At 66.9% G+C, this 18,706-nt stretch carries 13 protein-coding genes and 1 pseudogene; 9 read left to right on the top strand and 5 right to left on the bottom strand.

The window, feature by feature from the left end; translation table 11 throughout:
• Positions 1–10: 10 nt before the first annotated feature.
• The 4 genes from AC1D2H_RS14785 to AC1D2H_RS14800 all read right to left on the bottom strand — a co-directional run bounded on the left by AC1D2H_RS14785 (position 11) and on the right by AC1D2H_RS14800 (position 6,214).
• A complete protein-coding gene (locus tag AC1D2H_RS14785; RefSeq protein WP_478011480.1) occupies positions 11–2,647 on the bottom strand; it encodes a TonB-dependent receptor in 2,637 nt (878 codons plus the stop codon).
• 76 nt (positions 2,648–2,723) lie between these two features.
• Positions 2,724–3,956 carry an MFS transporter gene (locus AC1D2H_RS14790; protein WP_478011481.1) on the bottom strand — a complete coding sequence of 411 codons (1,233 nt, stop codon included), beginning with the start codon at positions 3,954–3,956 and terminating at the stop codon, positions 2,724–2,726.
• Complete coding sequence (locus tag AC1D2H_RS14795) at positions 3,953–4,900, bottom strand: carbohydrate kinase family protein (RefSeq protein ID WP_478011482.1); 948 nt, start codon at positions 4,898–4,900, stop codon at positions 3,953–3,955. Before AC1D2H_RS14795 ends, AC1D2H_RS14790 begins: the two co-directional genes overlap by 4 nt.
• Before the next feature lie 63 nt (positions 4,901–4,963).
• Complete coding sequence (locus AC1D2H_RS14800) at positions 4,964–6,214, bottom strand: ROK family transcriptional regulator (RefSeq protein WP_478011483.1); 1,251 nt, start codon at positions 6,212–6,214, stop codon at positions 4,964–4,966.
• A gap of 261 nt (positions 6,215–6,475) precedes the next feature.
• On the opposite strand from AC1D2H_RS14800, the gene AC1D2H_RS14805 reads away from it, so the two are divergent.
• The 6 genes from AC1D2H_RS14805 (at position 6,476) to AC1D2H_RS14830 (ending at position 14,828) form a co-directional block, all read left to right on the top strand.
• Positions 6,476–7,603, top strand: a complete 1,128-nt coding sequence (locus tag AC1D2H_RS14805; protein ID WP_477933800.1) for a hypothetical protein — start codon at positions 6,476–6,478, stop codon at positions 7,601–7,603.
• The gene (locus tag AC1D2H_RS14810) at positions 7,600–9,405 is read left to right on the top strand and encodes a glycoside hydrolase family 9 protein (protein ID WP_478011484.1); all 1,806 of its coding nucleotides are present in this window, start codon (positions 7,600–7,602) and stop codon (positions 9,403–9,405) included. Before AC1D2H_RS14805 ends, AC1D2H_RS14810 begins: the two co-directional genes overlap by 4 nt.
• Before the next feature lie 57 nt (positions 9,406–9,462).
• Positions 9,463–10,413: an RNA polymerase sigma factor SigJ gene (gene sigJ / locus AC1D2H_RS14815; protein ID WP_478011485.1), complete on the top strand. Its 951-nt coding sequence runs from the start codon at positions 9,463–9,465 to the stop codon at positions 10,411–10,413.
• A 49-nt stretch (positions 10,414–10,462) separates the two neighbouring features.
• Positions 10,463–10,942, top strand: a complete 480-nt coding sequence (locus AC1D2H_RS14820; RefSeq protein WP_477933795.1) for a carboxymuconolactone decarboxylase family protein — start codon at positions 10,463–10,465, stop codon at positions 10,940–10,942.
• 139 nt (positions 10,943–11,081) lie between these two features.
• Positions 11,082–12,155, top strand: coding sequence for an NAD(P)-dependent alcohol dehydrogenase (locus AC1D2H_RS14825; protein ID WP_478011486.1), 1,074 nt, complete (start codon positions 11,082–11,084; stop codon positions 12,153–12,155).
• A gap of 3 nt (positions 12,156–12,158) precedes the next feature.
• Entirely contained in the window at positions 12,159–14,828 is a 2,670-nt protein-coding gene (locus AC1D2H_RS14830) for a bifunctional acetate--CoA ligase family protein/GNAT family N-acetyltransferase (RefSeq protein ID WP_478011487.1), read from the top strand.
• A gap of 327 nt (positions 14,829–15,155) precedes the next feature.
• On the opposite strand, the gene AC1D2H_RS14835 is transcribed toward AC1D2H_RS14830, so the two are convergent.
• A complete protein-coding gene (locus tag AC1D2H_RS14835) occupies positions 15,156–15,509 on the bottom strand; it encodes a hypothetical protein (protein WP_478011488.1) in 354 nt (117 codons plus the stop codon).
• Between the two features lie 717 nt (positions 15,510–16,226).
• Between AC1D2H_RS14835 and AC1D2H_RS14840 the strand changes: the two genes are divergently transcribed.
• The 3 genes and pseudogenes from AC1D2H_RS14840 to AC1D2H_RS14850 form a co-directional block, all read left to right on the top strand.
• Complete coding sequence (locus AC1D2H_RS14840) at positions 16,227–17,291, top strand: helix-turn-helix transcriptional regulator (protein WP_478011489.1); 1,065 nt, start codon at positions 16,227–16,229, stop codon at positions 17,289–17,291.
• Between the two features lie 110 nt (positions 17,292–17,401).
• Positions 17,402–18,313 carry a hypothetical protein gene (locus AC1D2H_RS14845; RefSeq protein WP_478011490.1) on the top strand — a complete coding sequence of 304 codons (912 nt, stop codon included), beginning with the start codon at positions 17,402–17,404 and terminating at the stop codon, positions 18,311–18,313.
• Positions 18,314–18,464: 151 nt separating this feature from the next.
• Positions 18,465–18,706 (top strand): annotated as a pseudogene (locus AC1D2H_RS14850) (IS5/IS1182 family transposase); the annotation flags it as partial.

The raw sequence follows: 18,706 nt of genomic DNA on the forward strand, positions 1-18,706 counted from the left end.
GTTTTCCGGCTCAGTAGTCGATGCCTACGCGAATGCCGTAGGTGCGGGGGTCGTTCCAGTAGGCGCGCACGAAGCCGCCGCCGTCCTGCACCGCGTTCTTCGTCATTCGGTTCGTCGCGTTCAACACATAGAGCTCGGCGCGCCAGTACTTGGGGGCCTGCAGCTTGAGGCTGGCGTCGATCTTGGTGAAGGCCTTCTGTCCGTCGGAGATGTGCGGGTTGTCCAGGTTGAGCATCGTGAAGTACATCTTGTCCTGCCACTTCAGGTTGGCCCAGGGCGTCAGCTCCCAGCCCTCGCCGAACATGAAGCTCTGCGAGAAGTTGATGCCGAAGCTGTACTTGGGTGACAGCGGCAGGTGGTGGCCGGTGATGTCCAGGATCTGGCGGCCGGCGAACTCGCGGTTGGGGCCGCTGTAGGGGTCGGGGCAATGCGGTGCGCCGACCTCGTCGCGCACGCCGCAGTTCCAGGTGTCGCTGTAGGACGGGTAGTCCTTCATCTTGCTGTTGATGTAGCTGAAGAAGGCCCCCAGGCGGGCACCCGGCCAGGGCTTGTAGTCGACCTCCAGCTCCAGGCCCGGGATGCTGACGACGCCGACGTTGATGGTCTGCCACTTGGTGACGATGTCGCAGGTCGGGTTGTCGTCGGGGCAGGGCGTGGAGCGCTTGATGCGCGAGGCGAAGTTGTCGCCGGTGACCTGCATGTCCTTGTAGCGGCTGAAGAAGACGGTGGCCGACAGGCTCAGGCGCTTGTTCAGCATCAGGCCCTTGTAGCCGAACTCGAGGTTGGTGACCGTCTCGGGCTTGTAGGAGAAGAAGGTGTATTGCGGGCCGGCCGGGCCGTCCACGCAGTCGTGGCCGCCGCAGCGGTCGTCCTTGTCGCCGAAGCCGCCGGCCTTGTAGCCGGTGGAGAGGGACGTGTAGATCATGTCCAGCGGCGTGAGCTGCTTTTGCAGGCCCAGGCGGTAGGTGATCTTCTTCCAGCTCTCCGAGTTGTCATTGCCCGCCGGGGCGCCCCATTCGGCGTAGGCGCCGGTACCGGCGAAGGGCCCCATCTGCTCGGTCAGGTCGCGGCCGTTGTGCGCGCGAAAGCCCGGGTCGCCGGGCGTGCCGGGGTGATAGAGGCCGTTGTAGTAGGCCGGCGTGGAGCCGTCCCAGCCGCCGAAGACCTGGCCACCCTTGTCGGTCTTCTTGTCGTAGCTGTAGCGGGCGCCCAGCGTCGCCGTCCAGGTCGGCGTGAACTTCCAGTCGGCCTGGGCGAAGACGGCCTTGGCGTCGATCTGCCGGTCCGGCTGGTGATAGAACTGGCTGGTCGGGAAGCCGAAGGGCGCCGTGACGAGCTGCTCCTGCGCATAGTCGATGGCGTTCTTCTCATGCATCCAGAACAGGCCGGTGACGAGTTGCAGCGTGTCGCTGTGGTGCTTGAACTGCAGTTCGTGCACGCTGGACTTGTAGGTCGAGCCCAGCGTCAGCGAGGTCATGTCGCTGATCGGCCAGGTGCCCCAGTCGCCATCGGGGCCGACCGGCAGGCTGGCCGTCACCTGGCTGGCTATGGGGTGGTAGCCGCCGTCGTCGTCGGCCTGCTGGGTGCGCTTCTGGTTGGCGAAGGCGAAGCCGTATTCGAGGCTGCTGCTGGGGCTGAGGTTCCACACCAGGTTGGAGCGCAGCGTGCCGATGGACATGTCCGTCTTGCCGGGCACGTTGATCTTGACGTCCCATTTGCCACCGGTGCAGGCGAAGGCGGTGCCGGCCGCCATGTCGCAGTCCTTCATCGCGACGTCGCCGGCGCCGTTGTTCTGGAACTTCTCGTAGGCCAGCAGCCATTCGACGTTGTCGCTGAGCTTCAGGCGCCCGGCGATGCGGGCCGCCCATTCGTCGCGGTTGTAGTAGTACCTGCTCTTGGAGACCAGGGTGTTGCGGCGCTGGTCGACATCGGGGATGCCGTCGGCGACGAAGCCATGCGCCGGCAGGTTGACGTCGGTGAAGTCCTGCTGCTGGTTGATCCAGCCATCTCGCTGTACCTTGCTGACGGTGGCACGAAGCGCGAACTTGTCGTTGATCGCGATGTTCTGGATCAGGTTGACCTGGCGCTTGCGGTAGTTGCCGAAGTCGGCCTCGACATTGCCGTAGGTGGAGCCGAACTCGGGCTTGGCCGGAATGATGTTGACGCTGCCGCCGGTGGAGTTGCGGCCGAACAGGGTGCCCTGCGGGCCGCGCAGCACTTCCACCTGCTCCAGGTCGAACATCAGCGCCAGCGCGCCCTGGGGCCGCGGCGAGTAGAGGCCGCCCACGTGCAGACCGACGGCGGGGTCGCCGATCTCGGTGAAGTTGGTGGAGCCGACGCCGCGGATGTTGATCTGGATGCCCGAGTCGGCGCCCGAGGAGATCTGCAGATTGGGCACGGTGCCGGACAGGCCGCGCACGTCGTGGATGCCTTCGCGGCTCAGCGCCTCCTGCGTGATGGCGGTGACGGCGACCGGCGTTTTCAGCAGGTTGGAGTTGACGCGTGTCGCGCTGACGGTGACGGTAGGCAACTCGTTCTTTGCGTTCTCCTTGTCCGTCGTCGTGTCCTGCGCGAAGGCTGCGCCGGCCAGCAGGCCGACTGCGGCAGCGGTGACGGTTTGGGTGAATCCAGCTCGGTTCGGTCTCATCGCTCTCGGCTCCTTTTGATGTGTATGGGCGGCCGCCGTCCTGGCCCGAAAGCCACGGCGTGTTTGAGTCAGGAAATCAGGCCCCCGGTTTGGGCTTGGTCTGTGAGAACAGCTGCGCCAGCGAGACGGTCTCGTTGCGCACCAGTGGCCTGGCCCAGGCGCTGACGCTCAGGATGTAGGCCAGGGTCAGGAAGACGGTGGACATCGCGGCACGCAGCCCGATGGCATCGCCGAGCACGCCGACGATCATGGGCGCGATGGCGCCGCCGAGGATGCCGGTGCACAGCACGCCGGAGAAGGCGCCGTGGTGGCGCGGCACGGAATTCAATCCCAGCGAGAACACCACGGAGAACATCACCGACAGGAAGAAGCCCGATGCGGGGAAGGCCAGCTGCGATGCGGCCGCCGGGCCGAAGAGGGCGATGGCCGCGCTGCCCATGGCCAGCACCGTGAAGCCGGCCAGCACGACGCGCGAGTCCAGCAGCTTGAGCAGCAGGAGGCCGAGCAGGCAGCCCAGCGACATCAGGCCCCAGAAGCGGCCGACCGCGTCGGCACCGGCGTCGGTGGCCGAAACGCCGTGATAGGTCGAGAGGAATTGCGACATCCAGTTCGCCAGCGTCTGCTCGGTGCCGACGTAGGCCATGATGCCCAGGAAGAAGAGCCGCACATCGCGCCGCGCCAGCAGTTCCTTGTAGGCCGCCCAGCCGCCAGCGCGCTCATCGTCCTTGAGCTCGACCCGGGGCAGGGGCAGGGTCTGGTTGGTGATGATCAGCGCGACGAAGGCTGCCGTGAAGATCCAGTAGAAGGCGACCCACACCAGCGGGCTGCCGGCCGCGCCCGGGCGCTCCATCAGCAGCTGGAAGGCCATCGGGCTCAGGAAGGACGCCAGCCCGAAGACGAGCTGGCCCATCACCGAGAAGAAGGCGAAGTGGGCTTCGCCACCGGCCGTGCGCATCAGCGGGTTGATGACGACCTGCAGCAGGGCCATGCCCAGGCCGATGACGAAGAGGCCGCCAATGGCCGTCGCGTAGCTGTGCAGTAGCGCGATGGCCAGCGAGCCGGCCAGGTTGAGCGCGAAGGCGACCAGGATGGTGAGCCGCGCGCCCCTGGCCTCCACCAGCATGCCGCCGGGGATGGAGACCAGCCCGTAGGCCAGGAAAAAGGAGAAGGGCAGGAAGCCGGCCATCGCCAGGCTGAGCTTGAAGTCCTGGATGATGATCGGCATCAGCGGGCCGATCAGGTTGGTGACGAAGGAGATCACGAACCAGATCAGCAGGATGTAGCCGACGATGAGGGCGCGGTGCTTCATGCGATGCAGTCGGCGAACTCGCCAGCGCGGATGGTCTTGCGCGGGAAGCGCGACAGGATGGCGCGCGCCGTGCGGCAACCGGCGGCGAGCGCCTCGGCCAGGTGGGCGCCGCGCAGACGGGCCGAGAGGTAGCCGGCATTGAAGGCATCGCCCGCGCCGATGGTGTCGAAGATGTCGGCGGGCTCGGCGTCGTGCTCGCTGCGGCGGCCGCCTTCGAAGCCCAGGGCCCCGCGCGCGCCGACCTTGACGATGAGGCTGGCGCCCGGCTTCAGCGCGCGGGCGATCAGCACCAGGGCGGCGTCCAGGTCTTCCGTGCCGGCGATGCTGCGCGCTTCCAGTTCGTTGATCAGCAGGTGGTCGCAGTGCGGCAGCCAGCCCAGCACTTCGGCGCGCACCTCGGGCGTCCAGCCCTCGGGCGGCCAGCCGGTGTCCAGCGCGATGGCATAGCCGCGGGTGGCCGCTTCGGCGAGCAAATCGGCGTAGCGGGCGCGCAGCTCGGTCAGCAGGAAGGGCGCCGTGAACAGGGCGACGGCCGGCACGTCGCTGGTCAGCAGATGCTTCAGCACATGCTGGACCGACAGTTGTTGCAGATGGCCGTGGGTGGTGAAGAAGTTGCGGTCGCCGCAGGCGTGCATCAGGCCCACCGAGATGGTGGTCTCGCTGGCGCAGCTTTCCAGGTTGGTGCGCAGGCCGGTGAACTGCTCACCGAGCCACTGGCCGAAGTGATCGTTGCCCACCGCCGAAATGAGCTGGGTGCGCTGGCCGATGTGGCGCGCCGCCAGCGCCGCGTTCGCGGCAGAACCCCCGGCGCGCAACTCGCTGCGCGGCATCAGCAGTTCCGTGCCGATGCGGGGCCAACCATCGAGGGAGCCGAGAACGAGATCGACGCCGACGTCGCCAACGATGCTGAGCTGGGGGCTGAAAAGTGCGCGATCCGTGTCCATGGCGCCAACTATAGGAGCCCTGGAAATGGCCTGTCAATAAATAAATCCAATGGATTGAAATATTTATCCGGCTCGCTTGGCGGGCGGCTTGTGGCCCAGCAATTCGGCCACGTCGACCTCGGGGCGGCGCTCCTGCTGCAGCACTTCGAGGCGGGGCGACAGCATCTCGTAGATGGGCAGCACGGCCGCGCCGAGGATGGAGCTGTCGTCCTGGCGGTCCGACAGCACGATGCGGGTCTCGGGCTCGGCCACGCCGCCGCGCACCGAGCGGTGCCAGGGCAGGGCGAGGGCCACGAGGTGCTCCACCAGCACCTTGGGTGCCGAGCCGCCGATGACGATGGAGCGCGGGTCCAGCATGTTCTCGATCATGCAGACGGCGTCGCGCAGGCGGTCGGCGGCCTGGCGGCACCAGCCGTGCAGGGCGGTATCGCCGGGCTGCTGCAGGCGCTGCGCGAGGTCGACGCTCCAGACATCGTGGTCAGACACGCCCAGGGCCTCGGCCAGCGAGTGCATGGACAGATAGCGCTCCAGGCAGCCGCGGTTGCCGCAGTAGCAGGCGGTGCCGCCCGGCACGATGGGCACGTGGCCGATCTCGGTCGCGTTGCCGTCGGCGCCGGGGTATGCCGAGCGGCCGATGACCAGGGCTCCACCCAGGCCGAGGCCGAGGTGCAGATAGAAGAAATCGTCGAGGTGGCGGGCCACGCCGAAGAGCGTCTCGCCCAGGGCGCCGGCAACGCTGTCGACGCGGTAGAAGAGGGGCAGGCCGGTGGTTTCGCGCAGCTCGTCCAGCACGGAAAGATCGTTCCAGCCCTCCAGCGCCGTCGGGCCGATGAAGCTGATGTCAGTGTGGCCGAGCGGGCCGGGCAGGGCGACGCCGATGCCCCAGAGCCGCTCGGTCGATTCGCGCCGCAACTGGGCGACGAGCTGCAGCATGGCGGCCAGCATCTGGCGGCGGTCGCTGCTGTCCATCTCGACCTCGCAGCGGCTGCGCACCTCACCGACGAGGTTGACGAGGGCGGCCGAGGCGCGGCCCGGTTCCAGGCTGATGCCGATGGAGTTGCCGGCCTGCGGATTCAGTTCGAAGGCGATGGGCGGCTGGCCGCGGGATTTGTCCACCTTCTGCCGGCGCGACACGATGAGGCCGATGGCCTCCAGGTCGTTGGTGATGTTGGCCACCGTCTGCGGGCTCAGCGACACCATGTCGGCGATGTCCTTGCGCGAGGCGGCGCCCTGCTGGCGGATGAAGTCCAGCACAACGCGGCGGTTGTAGGGTGCGCTGGACTGCTGGGTGGCTCCTCGTCCAATGGTTCTCATGCGTGCTCGAAGCTGGGCCGGGGATGACGGTGGGCGCATTCTGTCTCAGGGTCGGACCGGATCTCCGGCCCTCGATGAAACAAATACAAACAACCAATGGATTTAAATATTGACGAAGTGGAGTGGCCTCACTACATTCGCCGCCGAGGTCCAAGCCGGCGCGCTGCAGAAGGCGCGCTCCTCTGACGGCGGCGCGCCGATGCGCGGGCCGTGGGCAACAACCACCCGTGGCACCCGCCACTGACTTCCGTTGAGGCAAACATGCAATCACTTCGACCCAGCGTTCGCCGGATCGTCTCTTGCGCGGCGCTCGCGCTGCTCGGTGTTTCGTCCCTGGCCCTGGCGGCCGGCAATCGCAGCACGGAGAAGGCCAGCGCCTTTGTGCAGGACGGCTGGCTCTACACCAAGACCGAGACCGCCAGCGGCCAGGCCCTGGTGACGGCCGTGCAGCCGGCGGCAGCCAGCGGCGTCATCCCGGTGGGGGACTCGCGCGTCTGGGGCAATGTCTTCGACAAGAACCGCAAGCTCACCGTCGCCCAGTGGCAGGCCGTGCTCAGCATGGACGCCTACCCGGAGAACGGCACCACCAACTACCAGGACGTCGGCCCCTGGCGCTATTGCGAGGTGGACTACGAGGCCAGCGTCGGCATCTCCGACTACCGCGGCAACACCTTCGGCCCGGTCGGCGTGACGACGGTGGGCGACTTCCCCGACTACTTCAAGAACGCCTTCGCACCCTATGTGCTGGGCAAGACGGGTGCGACCAACACCGACATGAAGAACTGGGGCGTGCAGGTCACCGGCGTGTCGGCCAGCAACTTCAAGGCCGACGACGAGCGGCTCGATCCCTATCCCAACCTCAGCCGCTCCAACTCCACCAAGCGCGCGGCCCTGACCAAGATCTGCAAGGCGCTGCAGTCCGCCTTCGACACCCAGCAGGACAAGTATGTGATGAGCCATTACGCGCACATCAACAACGACAAGCTGCTGCCGGTGCTGAGCGCGCTCAAGGGCGTCGGCTTCACGGCCTTCGACAAGTACAACCTCGTGGGCCTGGCCTTCCAGGTGCAGGTCAACACCGGCTCCATTGGCAGCGTGTCGGCCTTCACCTCGGTCAAGAACGCCGGCAATTGCGGCAGCATGAGCAACGAGACCTGCTTTGCCACCTACCTGACCGACCAGTACATCCGCTGGCTCAAGTCCTCCAGCCTCGGCGACGATGCGGGCAATTGCTGGCGCGCCAGCATGGCCCTGGACATCTACAAGAAGAACCCGGCCATGAACAGCGTCAGCACGGTCAACTCGGTCATCAACGCCAGCTACCCGAACAACAGCGGAAAGTGCCCGACCTCGGGCATCAAGTGGTCCAAGAACATGGCATGGGAATGAAGCGAATCCTGATTGCAGCGGCCCTGGTGGCCGCAGCGCCGCTGTGCGTGGCCGCCGAGGCGGCTGCGCCGGTGACGACGGTGTCGGTCAAGTTGCCGACCGATCCGCTGCTGGTGCAGATCAACCAGGTGGCGCTGGAGCGCGTCGGCCCCAAAAGGGCTGTCGTCGAGTCCACGGGCCCGGCGCAAGCCGGGCGCTACCGTGTGCTGGCCGGTGGCAAGCTCGTTGCCCAGGGGGAATTGAAGGCCTTGCCCGGGTTCTCGGCATGGGGCGCGGGCAAGCGCTATTTCGAGGTCGACTTCTCGGCCATCGAGAAGGCGGGCGTCTATCGCGTCGAGGCCACGCTGGGCAACAAGCGCGCGCTGTCGGCGCCGGTCCCGGTGCGGGACCAAGCCCTGTTCACGACGATTGCCGACAAGACGCTGGACTACTTCCACCGCAGCCGCCACACGGGCAAGGGTGACAGCCGCATCCGCATCTTCGAGACGGACAGGTTCGTCGACGTGCATGGCGGCTGGAAGGATGCCGGCGGCGACACGGGCAAATACCTGTCCCACCTCGGCTATGCCAACTTCTTCAACCCGCAGCAGACGTCGATGGCGGCCTGGGTGCTGGCCTACACGGCCCACACCTCGGCCGATCTCTACCGCCGTGCCGGGCTGCTGAAGCGTGCCGAGAACGAGGCCTTCTGGGGTGCGGACTATCTGCACCGCATCCTCGACGCCGAAGGCTATTTCTACACGACGGTGTTCGACAAATGGGGTGACGAGAAGGCCGAGCGCATGGTGGTCGGCTACGAGGGCGAGGACGGCAGATACACCCAGCTCTATCGTTCGGCCTACCGCGCGGGCGGCGGCATGGCCATCGCGGCGCTGGCGCGGGCCTCGCTGCTGGCGAAGCAATCAGGCCGGCAGGGCGAGTTCAGTGGCGCGACCTATCTGGCCGATGCGGTCAAGGCCTTCGACCATCTGCAGCAGTTCAACGCGCAGTACACGGCCAACGGCATCGAGAACATCATCGATGACTACACGGCGCTGATGGCGGCCGTCGAGCTCTTCCTTGCGACGCGTGAGCCGCGCTTTCTCGATGCGGCCCGATTGCGGGCCGAGAGCCTGATGGGCCGCCAGACCGCTGCCGGCGGTTTCATCAGCGATGGTGGTGCACGGCCCTACTACCACGCGGTCGAAGCCGGCCTGCCCGCGTTGAGCCTGTCGCACTACCTCGCCATCGAGACGCAGCAGGCCCGCCGCGGCCGCGCGACCGCCGTGATCGCCGCGGCCCTGAAGCATGAAGTCGCCATCACCCAGCGAGTGTCCAACCCCTACGGCTATGCGCGCCAGGCCTTCCAGCTCGCACCGAACGGCAAGGCCGAAGGCGAGGTGATGGAAGGCTTCTTCATCCCGCACAAGAACGAGACCGGCTACTGGTGGCAGGGCGAGAGCGCACGGCTGGCCTCGCTGAGCACGGCCATGGCCGTGGCCAGCCGCCAACTGGGCGCCGGCATGCCCGAGGGCTGGGCGGCTTTCTCGCAGAGCCAGCTCGACTGGACGCTGGGCCGCAACCCTTATGGCATCTCCATGCTCTACGGCTTTGGCAAACGCAACCCGCCGACGGTGGCCTCCAGCGCCGGCGACATGTTTGCTGGCGGCATTTCCAACGGCATCACCGGTGCGGTCGGCAGTGACAGCGGCGAGGGCATCGCCTTCGGCCCCGGGCCCGACGGCGAGCAGTGGCGCTGGGTGGAGCAATGGATTCCGCATTCGGCCTGGATGCTGCTGGCCGCGGTGGCGACCGCGCGCTGATGTCACAAACGTGGGGGCTGTTGCGTCAGGAGGGGGTTGAGACACGAAACTCCCGCCATGACCGACGACCTCTCGCCAACCGCCCGCGCCCTGCGCTTTGACCGTGACCACGCGCGCCGCCTGCGCGCAATGGCCTACCGCATGCTCGGCTCGCGCGCCGAGGCCGAGGACATCGTGCAGGAGGCTTGGCTGCGCTGGGCCGAGGTGGATGCGGCCAGCGTCCAACACGAGGGCGCCTTCCTGTCGCGGCTGGTGACCAACCTCTGCCTGGACAGGCTGCGCTCGGCCGCCGTGCAGCGCGAGCACTACGTTGGCGTGTGGCTGCCCGAGCCCATGCTGGAGGACGAGGCCCTGTTCGGCTGGGCGCCCGGCCCCGAGAAGCAGGCCGAGTTCGCCCAGGACGTGTCCATCGCCTTCATGCTGGCCCTGGAGCGCCTGTCGCCACTGGAGCGCGCGGCCTTCCTGCTGCACGACGTCTTCGACCTGGACTACGACGAGATCGGTCGCCACCTGGACCGCAGCGAGGCCGCCTGCCGCCAGCTCATCAGCCGCGCGCGCAAGAACATCAAGGCCGACTATGCGCGGCGCGAAGTGGCCAAGGAGGAGGCGGACCGCCTGGTCGGCGCCTTCATGGACGCGGTGCGCAGCCAGGACGTGTCGGCCCTGGCCCAGCTGCTGAGCGAAGACGCCGTGCTGATGGCCGACGGCGGCGGCAAGGTCAGCGCGGTGCCGAAGCCGCTGCATGGCGGTGCCGTCATCGCCCGCACCTTCATCGGCTTTGCGCAGATGCCGACCAGCCAGGGCTGGCGCCTGGTGCCCACCAGCGTCAACGGCTTGCCGGGTGTGCTCATCGTCGATGACGCCGCTGGCGGCCGCCTGGTGCAGACCATTGCGCTGGCGCCGGCCGCCGAGGCGGGCCAGGTGGGCGCTGTCTATATCCAGCGCAACCCCGACAAGCTCAGCGGGATCAGGATGCGTGTCACAAACGCCGCGGCTGATCCGTCTTGAGTGTGAGGCCGGCGATTCCGCGGGCCCGCCACACCCCAAGGACATCGCCATGAGCACGCATACCGCCCGCCTCGACTACTTCCGCCAGTCCGCCGACCTGTCCAAGAAGTACCTGGACTTCAGCATGGCCTTCCGCATGGACAAGACCCTGGCCGTGCTGATCGACATCCGCGCCTCGCAGATGAACGGCTGCGCCTTCTGCCTGGACATGCACGTCAAGCAGGCCAAGATGCACGGCGAGCGCGAGCTGCGCCTGCACCATGTGGCCATCTGGCGCGAGTCGCCGCTGTTCACGCCCAAGGAGCGTGCCGCCCTGGCCTGGACGGAGCTGCTGACCCACATCCCGACCGAGGGCATTTCCGACGCCGCCTATGCCGAGGTCAGCGAGCATTTCTCGCCGGAAGAGTTGTCCGAGCTGACCTGGCGCGTCGCCGCCATCAACGGCTGGAACCGCATGAATGTGGCGGTCCGCAATGTGCCGGGGTCGGCGGACAAGATGTTCGGCCTGGACAAGGCGGGCCTGAACTGATCTGGCGCAAAGCGGCCGCCGGCCTCGCGTCCTACCCTGCAACGGCGCTTCCACCCTGCACCTGGGCAAAGTCTCGGAGTAGGGTGGTCTGACGTCATGGAAACCTTCCGGGCGCGTAGCGCCTTCTGGAGGATTTGCCATGGCCATGATGAAAGCCGCTGTCTTTGTCGAGCCCGGGCGCATCGTGCTGGACGACAAGCCCATCCCCGATGTCGGCCCGCAGGACGCGTTGATCCGTGTGACCACGACGACCATCTGCGGCACCGACATCCACATCCTCAAGGGCGAGTACCCCGTCGAGCGCGGCCTGACCATCGGCCACGAGCCCGTGGGCGTCATCGAGAAGCTCGGCTCGGGCGTGCGCGGCTACCGCGAGGGTCAGGGTGTCATCGCCGGCGCCATCACGCCCAGCGGCTGGAGCACGGCCTGCCTGTGCGGCTGCGGCTCGCAGGACGGCGCCGGCACGGCGCATGGCTGGAAGGCCATGGGGGGCTGGAAGTTCGGCAACACCATCGATGGCTGCCAGGCCGAGTACGTGCTGGTGCCCGACGCGATGGCCAACCTGGCGCCGGTGCCCGACTCGCTGACCGACGAGCAGGTGCTGATGTGCCCCGACATCATGTCCACCGGCTTCAGTGGCGCCGAGAGCGCCGGCGTGCGCATCGGCGACACGGTGGCCGTGTTCGCGCAGGGCCCCATCGGCCTGTGTGCCACGGCCGGCGCCAAGCTCAGCGGGGCGTCCATGGTCATCGGCGTCGATCGCCTGGCCAACCGCCTGGCCATCGCCACGCAGATGGGCGCCGACCATGTCATCGACGCCAGCAAGGTCGACCCCATCGAGGAAATCATGCGCCTCACCGATGGCCGGGGCGTGGACGTCGCCATCGAGGCGCTGGGCACGCAGCAGACCTTCGAGGCCTGCCTGCGCGTGCTGCGGCCGGGCGGCACGCTGTCCAGCCTGGGCGTCTATTCCACCGACCTGACCATCCCGCTTGGCGCCTTTGCAGCCGGGCTGGGCGATCACAAAATCGTCACCACGCTCTGCCCGGGCGGCAAGGAGCGCATGCGCCGCTTGATGGCCGTCATCGCCGCGCGCCGCGTCAACCTGGAAGCCATGGTGACCCATCGCTTCAAGCTCGACGACATTGAGGCGGCCTACGAGCTGTTCGGCCACCAGCGCGACGGCGTGCTCAAGGTCGCCATAACTCCCTGATCTATGAGCATCCGCCACCTCGACCAGCTTCTCTCACCGCGCTCGGTCGTGGTGGTCGGCGCCTCCGACCGTCCCGGCAGCGTCGGCGCGACGGTCTGGCGCAACCTGCGCGCCGGCACGTTTGCGGGCGCCGTGTTCGGCGTCAACCCCAAGCACGCCGAGCTGGACGGCGTGGTGCTGGCGGCACGCGTCGCCGACCTCACCGAGCCGCCCGACCTGGCCGTGCTGTGCACGCCGCCCGACACGGTGCCCGGCCTCATCGCTGAACTGGGCCAGTTGGGCACGCGGGCCGCCATCGTCATGACCGCGGGCCTGAACGCTGTTCAGAAGCAGGCTGCGCTGGACGCCGCCCGGCCGCATCTGTTGCGGCTGCTCGGCCCCAACTGCCTGGGCCTCCTGTCGCCGCGCATCGGCCTGAATGCCAGCTTCGCCCATGTCGACGCCTTGCCCGGCGAGATCGCCTTCGTGTCGCAGTCGGGTGCGCTGGTCACGGCGGTGCTCGACTGGGCGCGCTCGCGGCGCATCGGCTTCTCGCACATGGTGTCGCTGGGCGAGCGGACCGACGTGGACTTCGGCGACCTGCTCGATCACTTCGCCAGCGACCCGCACACGCGGGCCATCCTGCTCTACATCGAATCCATCGAGTCGCCGCGCAAATTCATGTCGGCGGCGCGCGCGGCGGCGCGCAACAAGCCGGTCATCGTGGTGAAGGCCGGCCGCGCCGGCAAGGGCCTGCAGGCCGCCGCGTCGCACACCGGTGCGCTGGCGGGGTCGGACGTGGTGATCGACGCGGCCATCCGCCGCGCCGGCATGCTGCGCGTGGACACGCTGCAAGACCTGTTCATGGCGGCCGAGACGCTGGCGCACTTTCGAGGCAACCCGCAGCGGGGCCTGACGCTGATGACCAACGGTGGCGGCGCCGGCGTCATGGCGGCCGATGCCGCCGCGCTGGCCGGCGTCGAGCTGCCGCCCCTGAGCGAGGCGCTGCGCGGCAAGCTCGACAGCGTGCTGCCGCCCACCTGGTCGCACGGCAACCCCATCGACATCATTGGCGACGCACCTGTCGAGCGCTACACCGCCACACTGCGTGCGCTGCTGGACGACCCCGACACCGGCACGGTGCTGTTCATGCACGCGCCGACGGCCATCGTGCGCAGCGAGGACATTGCCCTGGCCTGCGCGCCGCTGGCCCGCGAGGCGGCCGGCCGCTTGATGAGCTGCTGGCTGGGCGACGCCGGCGTGGCTGAGGCGCGGCGTGTCTTTGAGGGCGCGGGCGTGGCCGGCTACGACACGCCCGAGGAGGCCGTGCGCGCGTTCGCGATGCTGACCCGCTACGCCAGCAACCAGGCGCTGCTCACCGAGGCGCCCACGGCCAGCGAGGCCGGGCCGGCGGACCGTGCGGCGGCGCGCGCTGTCGTCGAGGCGGCACTCGCCGCCGGCCGCGACATGCTCGACGAGCTGGAGGCCAAGGCCGTGTTGCAGGCCTATGGCATCCCGGTCGTGCCGACGATCGCGGTCGGGCCCTCGGCGGATGCTGCGGTCGAGGCCGCAGGTGCCATCGGCCATCCGGTCGCGCTGAAGATCCTGTCGCCCGACATCAGCCACAAGTCCGATGTGGAAGGCGTCGCGCTCGGCCTGTGCGACGACGCGGCCGTGCAACTGGCCGCCAAGCAGATGCTGGCGCGGGTCCGCGCCATCAAGCCGTCGGCGCGCATCACCGGCTTCACGGTGCAGTCCATGGTGCGCCGGCCGCATGCGCAGGAGCTGATCGTCGGCGCCAGCGTCGACCCGGTGTTCGGTCCGGTCATCCTGTTTGGCCAGGGCGGCACGGCGGTCGAGGTGATGGCCGACCGTGCCATCGGCCTGCCGCCACTGAACCGCGTGCTCGCCCGCGAGCTGGTGGCCGGCACCCGCGTGGCCAGGTTGCTGGCCGGCTATCGCGACCATGCGCCCGCGCGCATCGATGCCATCTGCGACGTGCTGGTGACCGTCTCGCAGATGCTGGCCGACCTGCCCGAGCTGGCCGAACTGGACATCAACCCGCTGCTGGCTGACAGCGACGGCGTCATCGCGCTGGACGCCCGCCTGCGTGTCACCCGGGCGGCCAGCGCCGGGACGTCGCGCTTCGCGATCCAGCCTTACCCGGCCGAACTCGCCGAGACCTGGACCTGGCAGGGCCGGCAGCTGCTGGTGCGGCCCATCCGGCCCGAAGACGAGGCGCGGCATCTCGCGTTCGCGAAGCAGCTTGCGCCCGAGGACATCCGCCTGCGCTTCTTCAGCCTGCGACGCGAGCTGCCGCGCAGCGAGCTGGCCCGCCTGGTGCAGATCGACTACGACCGCGAGATGGCCTTCGTCGTGCTCGAAGCGCAGCCCGACGGCACGCAGCGCACGCTCGGCGTCGTGCGCGCCGTGGCCGACCCCGACAACGTCGAGGCCGAGTTCGCCATCATCCTGGCGGCCGAGGTGCAAGGGCAGGGCCTGGGCCAGCGCCTGCTCGACAAGATGGTGGGCTACCTTCAAGGCCACGGCACGCAGCGCCTGGTGGCGCTGGTGCTGCGCGAGAACACAGGTATGCGGGAGCTGGCGACGCAGGCCGGCTTCAGGCTGGACACGCCAGGGTCGGACCATGAGGCCTTGCGCTACGTGCTGGACCTTTCCCTTGGCGCCGCCTGACGCCGTAGCCGATGCATCCGTCGGCGCCGCTGCCGACGTTGCAGTCCGGTTGGGCACAGACACCGAAAAAGGCCTGACCAGCGCCGAAGCCTCCCGCCACTGAACCTGGCCTTCGGCACCGCACCACTGAGCGTGCGGCAGTGGGCGGTTTGCGTGGGGATGGCCAGCTGCTGCTGTGGGTGGGCGAGCTGCGCAAGGGGGTGACGCGAGTGGCGGGGCGTGAAGCGACGGCGCGATGACTGCCGCCATAGCACTGGAGCAAGCGTCGACTTCAGGCTGGAAGCGGTCTACTTCACTTCCGGAAGCTGATGGACGCGGTGTGCGCTTTCAGCGATACCCGTTCCATTCAGGATCGGCGTCGTCTTCGAGCGCGGTTGCCCAGTCGGCTCTTTGCCATCGCGCAGAAGTCCGGTCGAAGGGCATGCCCGCGAAGAGGCGGGGGCGCTTGCCGCCGTACAGGAGACAGGGCTCTCCGGTGCGACCCAGTTCGGCCAGCCGTTGCATGCACGCGGCCGTCGACAGCCGCGGTGCCTGCTGGAGGAACGACTCGCCCTCCAGCGCCGAGTCGCGCGTGAAGATCTGCCAGTGATGCTTGTAAAGCCTGGGATTGGGATGCAAGGAAAGGGCATAGCTGGCCATGCCTCGGCAGCGCTGCAACATCGCCTTGCTGGGTGGTCGCATGGGGAATCCTGTCGAGGTTGAAAACAGCCAGCCGGCGCTCGCACTGCCAGACCCGGATGCGCGCAATCCGCGTTAGCACGTCCAGCGCGCCCCAGGTTTCATGCATCCAGGCATGAAGCCACCGAAAGGACAGCAGGGCTGAAGCGTAGTCCGCGGCGTTGAAGTCGCGCAGGGCCAGTTCGTTGAGGGCCATCTGGGTGTCCAGGTGCCGCGGGCCGAGCGTTTGCTCGAGCCTGCAGGCCACCAACGCCAGGAGGGCGCGAGCCGCGGCGGGCTCACCTTCGAAGTCCAGCATTGCGGCGATGTTCCGATAAAACTTCGCCAACTGGATCGCGGCGCCCATCCGGTCGCGCTGCTGCAGCAGTTGATCGAGGGAAGGGCGCTTCATGGGCGGATGACCTGGGGCGTCTACTTCTTCTTTTTTAGAGACTTCAAAGCGGCGCGTGCTGCCTTCCGGGCGGGAGTGAGTTTTCGGCCTCGCATAGTTGTACTCCTGGAGTTGGGAATGGATCGGGAGGGGCCTGAGCCAGAAAGGCGCGGGAAGGCCAGGGAAAGATTGTTGCGCGCCAAATTGCCGTGAAGCGTCTGAAATGCCGTAGCAATCCTACAAACGGGAGTGCTGATTTGGCACGTCAGAAAAACGAAAAGTACGTTTTACGTCCTGGCAGGGTGCGACAGTACGGGCGTGAAACGTGCCATCGCAGAATTGAGCGCCTCATGAACTCACGGTTCGACTTGCTGACTTTGATCGACTGGCTGCCGGCGGATCCGCAGGAGGGCAAGACCCTAACGGACATCGCTCGGAAGTTCGGCCCGGCGGATAGCGACCTCGGCGACAAACTGACCGTCCAGGCCTACCGGAAGCGGCTGGAACGCTGGATCGAGTCGCTGGTGGATCAGGAATTCGTGAATAGCTCGGTCGACGAAGCCGAGCGGCCAGTCGGGAAGCGGTCGAAGACTCGACGCTTCTGGCTTAACGAGCAGAATAGGTTGGTGCAGCGCCTCGTCTTCGCACGAGACGGTCTCGCTGTGGCTGCGCTCAGCGCAGACCTACTGAGGCCCTTGCCCGATCTCCTGAAGGGCGCCCCAGCTATGAGGGCGAAGGCAGCTCGCCACGGGGATGCCCGCGCCGAGCGGGCGACCATCTTCCGGGACCGAATCCGCGTGGTCCCGGACGGCATCCCCCGCCAGCGCCACGACGTCAACAACGAATTCGTCGCCACGGCCATCGACGCCATGGCATTGCAGAGATGCATCGAGCTGACCTACACCGCGCAGGATTCAGCCTTCAGCTATGGGCCGGAGAGCGGCCGCTATGTGTTGACGGTGCTTGGGCTGGCGCTGAAGGAGACCGCGGTCTACCTAATCGGGCGAGCCCACGACCGCGACCGCCCCCGGTACTTCAACCTTGTTCGTTGCAAGGAGGCCATGTTGAGCGACAACGCGGCAGGATTGACGGGTCGCTTCGACATTGACCAGTTCATCGAGGAAGAGGACAACCTGACGCGCGCCGAAAGTGCAAAGACCATGGACCTCGTGCTCCATGTGCACAAGAACGCGATCTTTCACTTCGATGAGCGTCCGTTCAAGGGGCAGAAGATGTCAGAACAGGAGGACGGAAGCTTTCTAGTGCAGGCGAACGTCCGGCACTCGATCCAGCTCGAGCCCTTCCTTTGGAGCCATGCACCATGGGTGCACGTCGTCAGCCCTCCCGAATACCGGCGTCGCGTCCAGCTGCACATCATGCAGGCGCTGAAGCGGTACCTCGACTCAGATCTCTGAAGCTTGGTAGGCCTGCACGTCGCCGGAGCAGCAACCGGACGGGTCGTTCAACGCGCATCCGGATCTAACAGCCCTTCCAGAACCCCTTCGACTCCATCAAGGAGCGTCAAATGCCCGTTCAACGTCAGGAACTCGAGAACCTCGGGTTTCACCATTCTCACGATGTCTTCATGCGGGCGGATATGCCGGACTTCCGCGCGATCAACGAGCCCCGTGCAGACGCGTCGATCTACGTGTGGGTCTCGCCGACCGCCGGGGTGGTCAATGAGCTAGATGTTTTATACGTCGGCAAGGCGGGGCGTGGCGTGTCGAAGCGTCTTCGTGAGCATCGCGGCGGCTTCGTCAACAGCGGTACGGGCCGCGAGAACCGGCGGCTCATTTCAGAGTGGATCGCGACGGGGCGAAGCATCATGGTGTTCTCTCGTGTCGCCGCCGTTCACGAAATCTTTGGCGTGCACGTGTCGGCCTACTCGACCGAAGAGCAGGCACTTTGCGAGCGGTTTGTGCCGCGCTGGAATCGGGCTGTCTTCCCGCGCGCGGCCTTTGCGCACGCCGTTCTTCCCATGGAGGCAATGGCGCAGGTTCCCGGGCACAGAGCCGCATATCAGCCGGACTTCGTGCCGCTCTTCGATCAGATGGCCTTTGGCGACGAGGTGGCAGCATTCTGCAACTCGCTGCCCCCCGAAAAGCAAGCGCAGTTCGCCCGCCTGCTTGATTTGCTGCAACAACGCGATCCGACGGCAGGCTACAAGATCGTCAAGGGGTACACGGGCCAACCTAGTGGATACGACGGAAAGCCGATGCTCGTTTTCGGAAAGATCACCGCTGCGGGGCTCGCTAAAGATGCGATCGGGCGCATACCGCTGGTAGACGACGAACGGAGTCCGCTGACTATCACCTTCAAGGCCTCCTCTCGCGCACAGGGTCTTGATGCCGGGCTGTTCGAAGAGGGCCGCAGTGGCTGCTGGCGTCCGCTGGATCTTTCGCATTTTCTGCGGAACATCGATAGCTACCTGAGCTGACCGCGAGTAAGCGGCCGGCCAAGTCATATTGACGCTGTCCGCGGCGATGCAGGTTCGAATTTGCCAGCGGTCCCATCAAGCGGCCATCAGCTGGCACTTCAAGCGCATGCCGCATCAGCAGCACAATTCCACTTCTTGCAGGGCTGCCAACAACCACTTGATCGTCGCGCACGAAGTCACCAACGAAAGTAGCGACCGGTCACAGCTGCGCAAGATGGCGTTGGCCTCACGTGAAGCCATGGGCGCCACCGAGCTACAAGCGCTCGCGGACCGGGGTTACTACAACGGTGTCGAGCTCAAGGCCTGTGAAGACGAGGGCATCGCGGCCTACGTGCCCAAGCCCATGACATCCAACGCGAAGGCCGAGGGGCGCTTCGACAAGACTGACTTCAT

The organism is Roseateles sp. P1_C1_2 (assembly GCF_056406535.1).

What these genes read in the sequence shown, in the direction of transcription:
- AC1D2H_RS14835 (WP_478011488.1), bottom strand. Translation starts at nt 15,509, where the DNA reads ATGCGACCACCCAGCAAGGCGATGTTGCAGCGCTGCCGAGGCATGGCC.
- sigJ (WP_478011485.1), top strand. Translation starts at nt 9,463, where the DNA reads ATGACCGACGACCTCTCGCCAACCGCCCGCGCCCTGCGCTTTGACCGT.
- AC1D2H_RS14790 (WP_478011481.1), bottom strand. Translation starts at nt 3,956, where the DNA reads ATGAAGCACCGCGCCCTCATCGTCGGCTACATCCTGCTGATCTGGTTC.
- AC1D2H_RS14820 (WP_477933795.1), top strand. Translation starts at nt 10,463, where the DNA reads ATGAGCACGCATACCGCCCGCCTCGACTACTTCCGCCAGTCCGCCGAC.
- AC1D2H_RS14785 (WP_478011480.1), bottom strand. Translation starts at nt 2,647, where the DNA reads ATGAGACCGAACCGAGCTGGATTCACCCAAACCGTCACCGCTGCCGCA.
- AC1D2H_RS14840 (WP_478011489.1), top strand. Translation starts at nt 16,227, where the DNA reads ATGAACTCACGGTTCGACTTGCTGACTTTGATCGACTGGCTGCCGGCG.
- AC1D2H_RS14830 (WP_478011487.1), top strand. Translation starts at nt 12,159, where the DNA reads ATGAGCATCCGCCACCTCGACCAGCTTCTCTCACCGCGCTCGGTCGTG.
- AC1D2H_RS14800 (WP_478011483.1), bottom strand. Translation starts at nt 6,214, where the DNA reads ATGAGAACCATTGGACGAGGAGCCACCCAGCAGTCCAGCGCACCCTAC.
- AC1D2H_RS14845 (WP_478011490.1), top strand. Translation starts at nt 17,402, where the DNA reads ATGCCCGTTCAACGTCAGGAACTCGAGAACCTCGGGTTTCACCATTCT.
- AC1D2H_RS14795 (WP_478011482.1), bottom strand. Translation starts at nt 4,900, where the DNA reads ATGGACACGGATCGCGCACTTTTCAGCCCCCAGCTCAGCATCGTTGGC.
- AC1D2H_RS14825 (WP_478011486.1), top strand. Translation starts at nt 11,082, where the DNA reads ATGGCCATGATGAAAGCCGCTGTCTTTGTCGAGCCCGGGCGCATCGTG.
- AC1D2H_RS14805 (WP_477933800.1), top strand. Translation starts at nt 6,476, where the DNA reads ATGCAATCACTTCGACCCAGCGTTCGCCGGATCGTCTCTTGCGCGGCG.
- AC1D2H_RS14810 (WP_478011484.1), top strand. Translation starts at nt 7,600, where the DNA reads ATGAAGCGAATCCTGATTGCAGCGGCCCTGGTGGCCGCAGCGCCGCTG.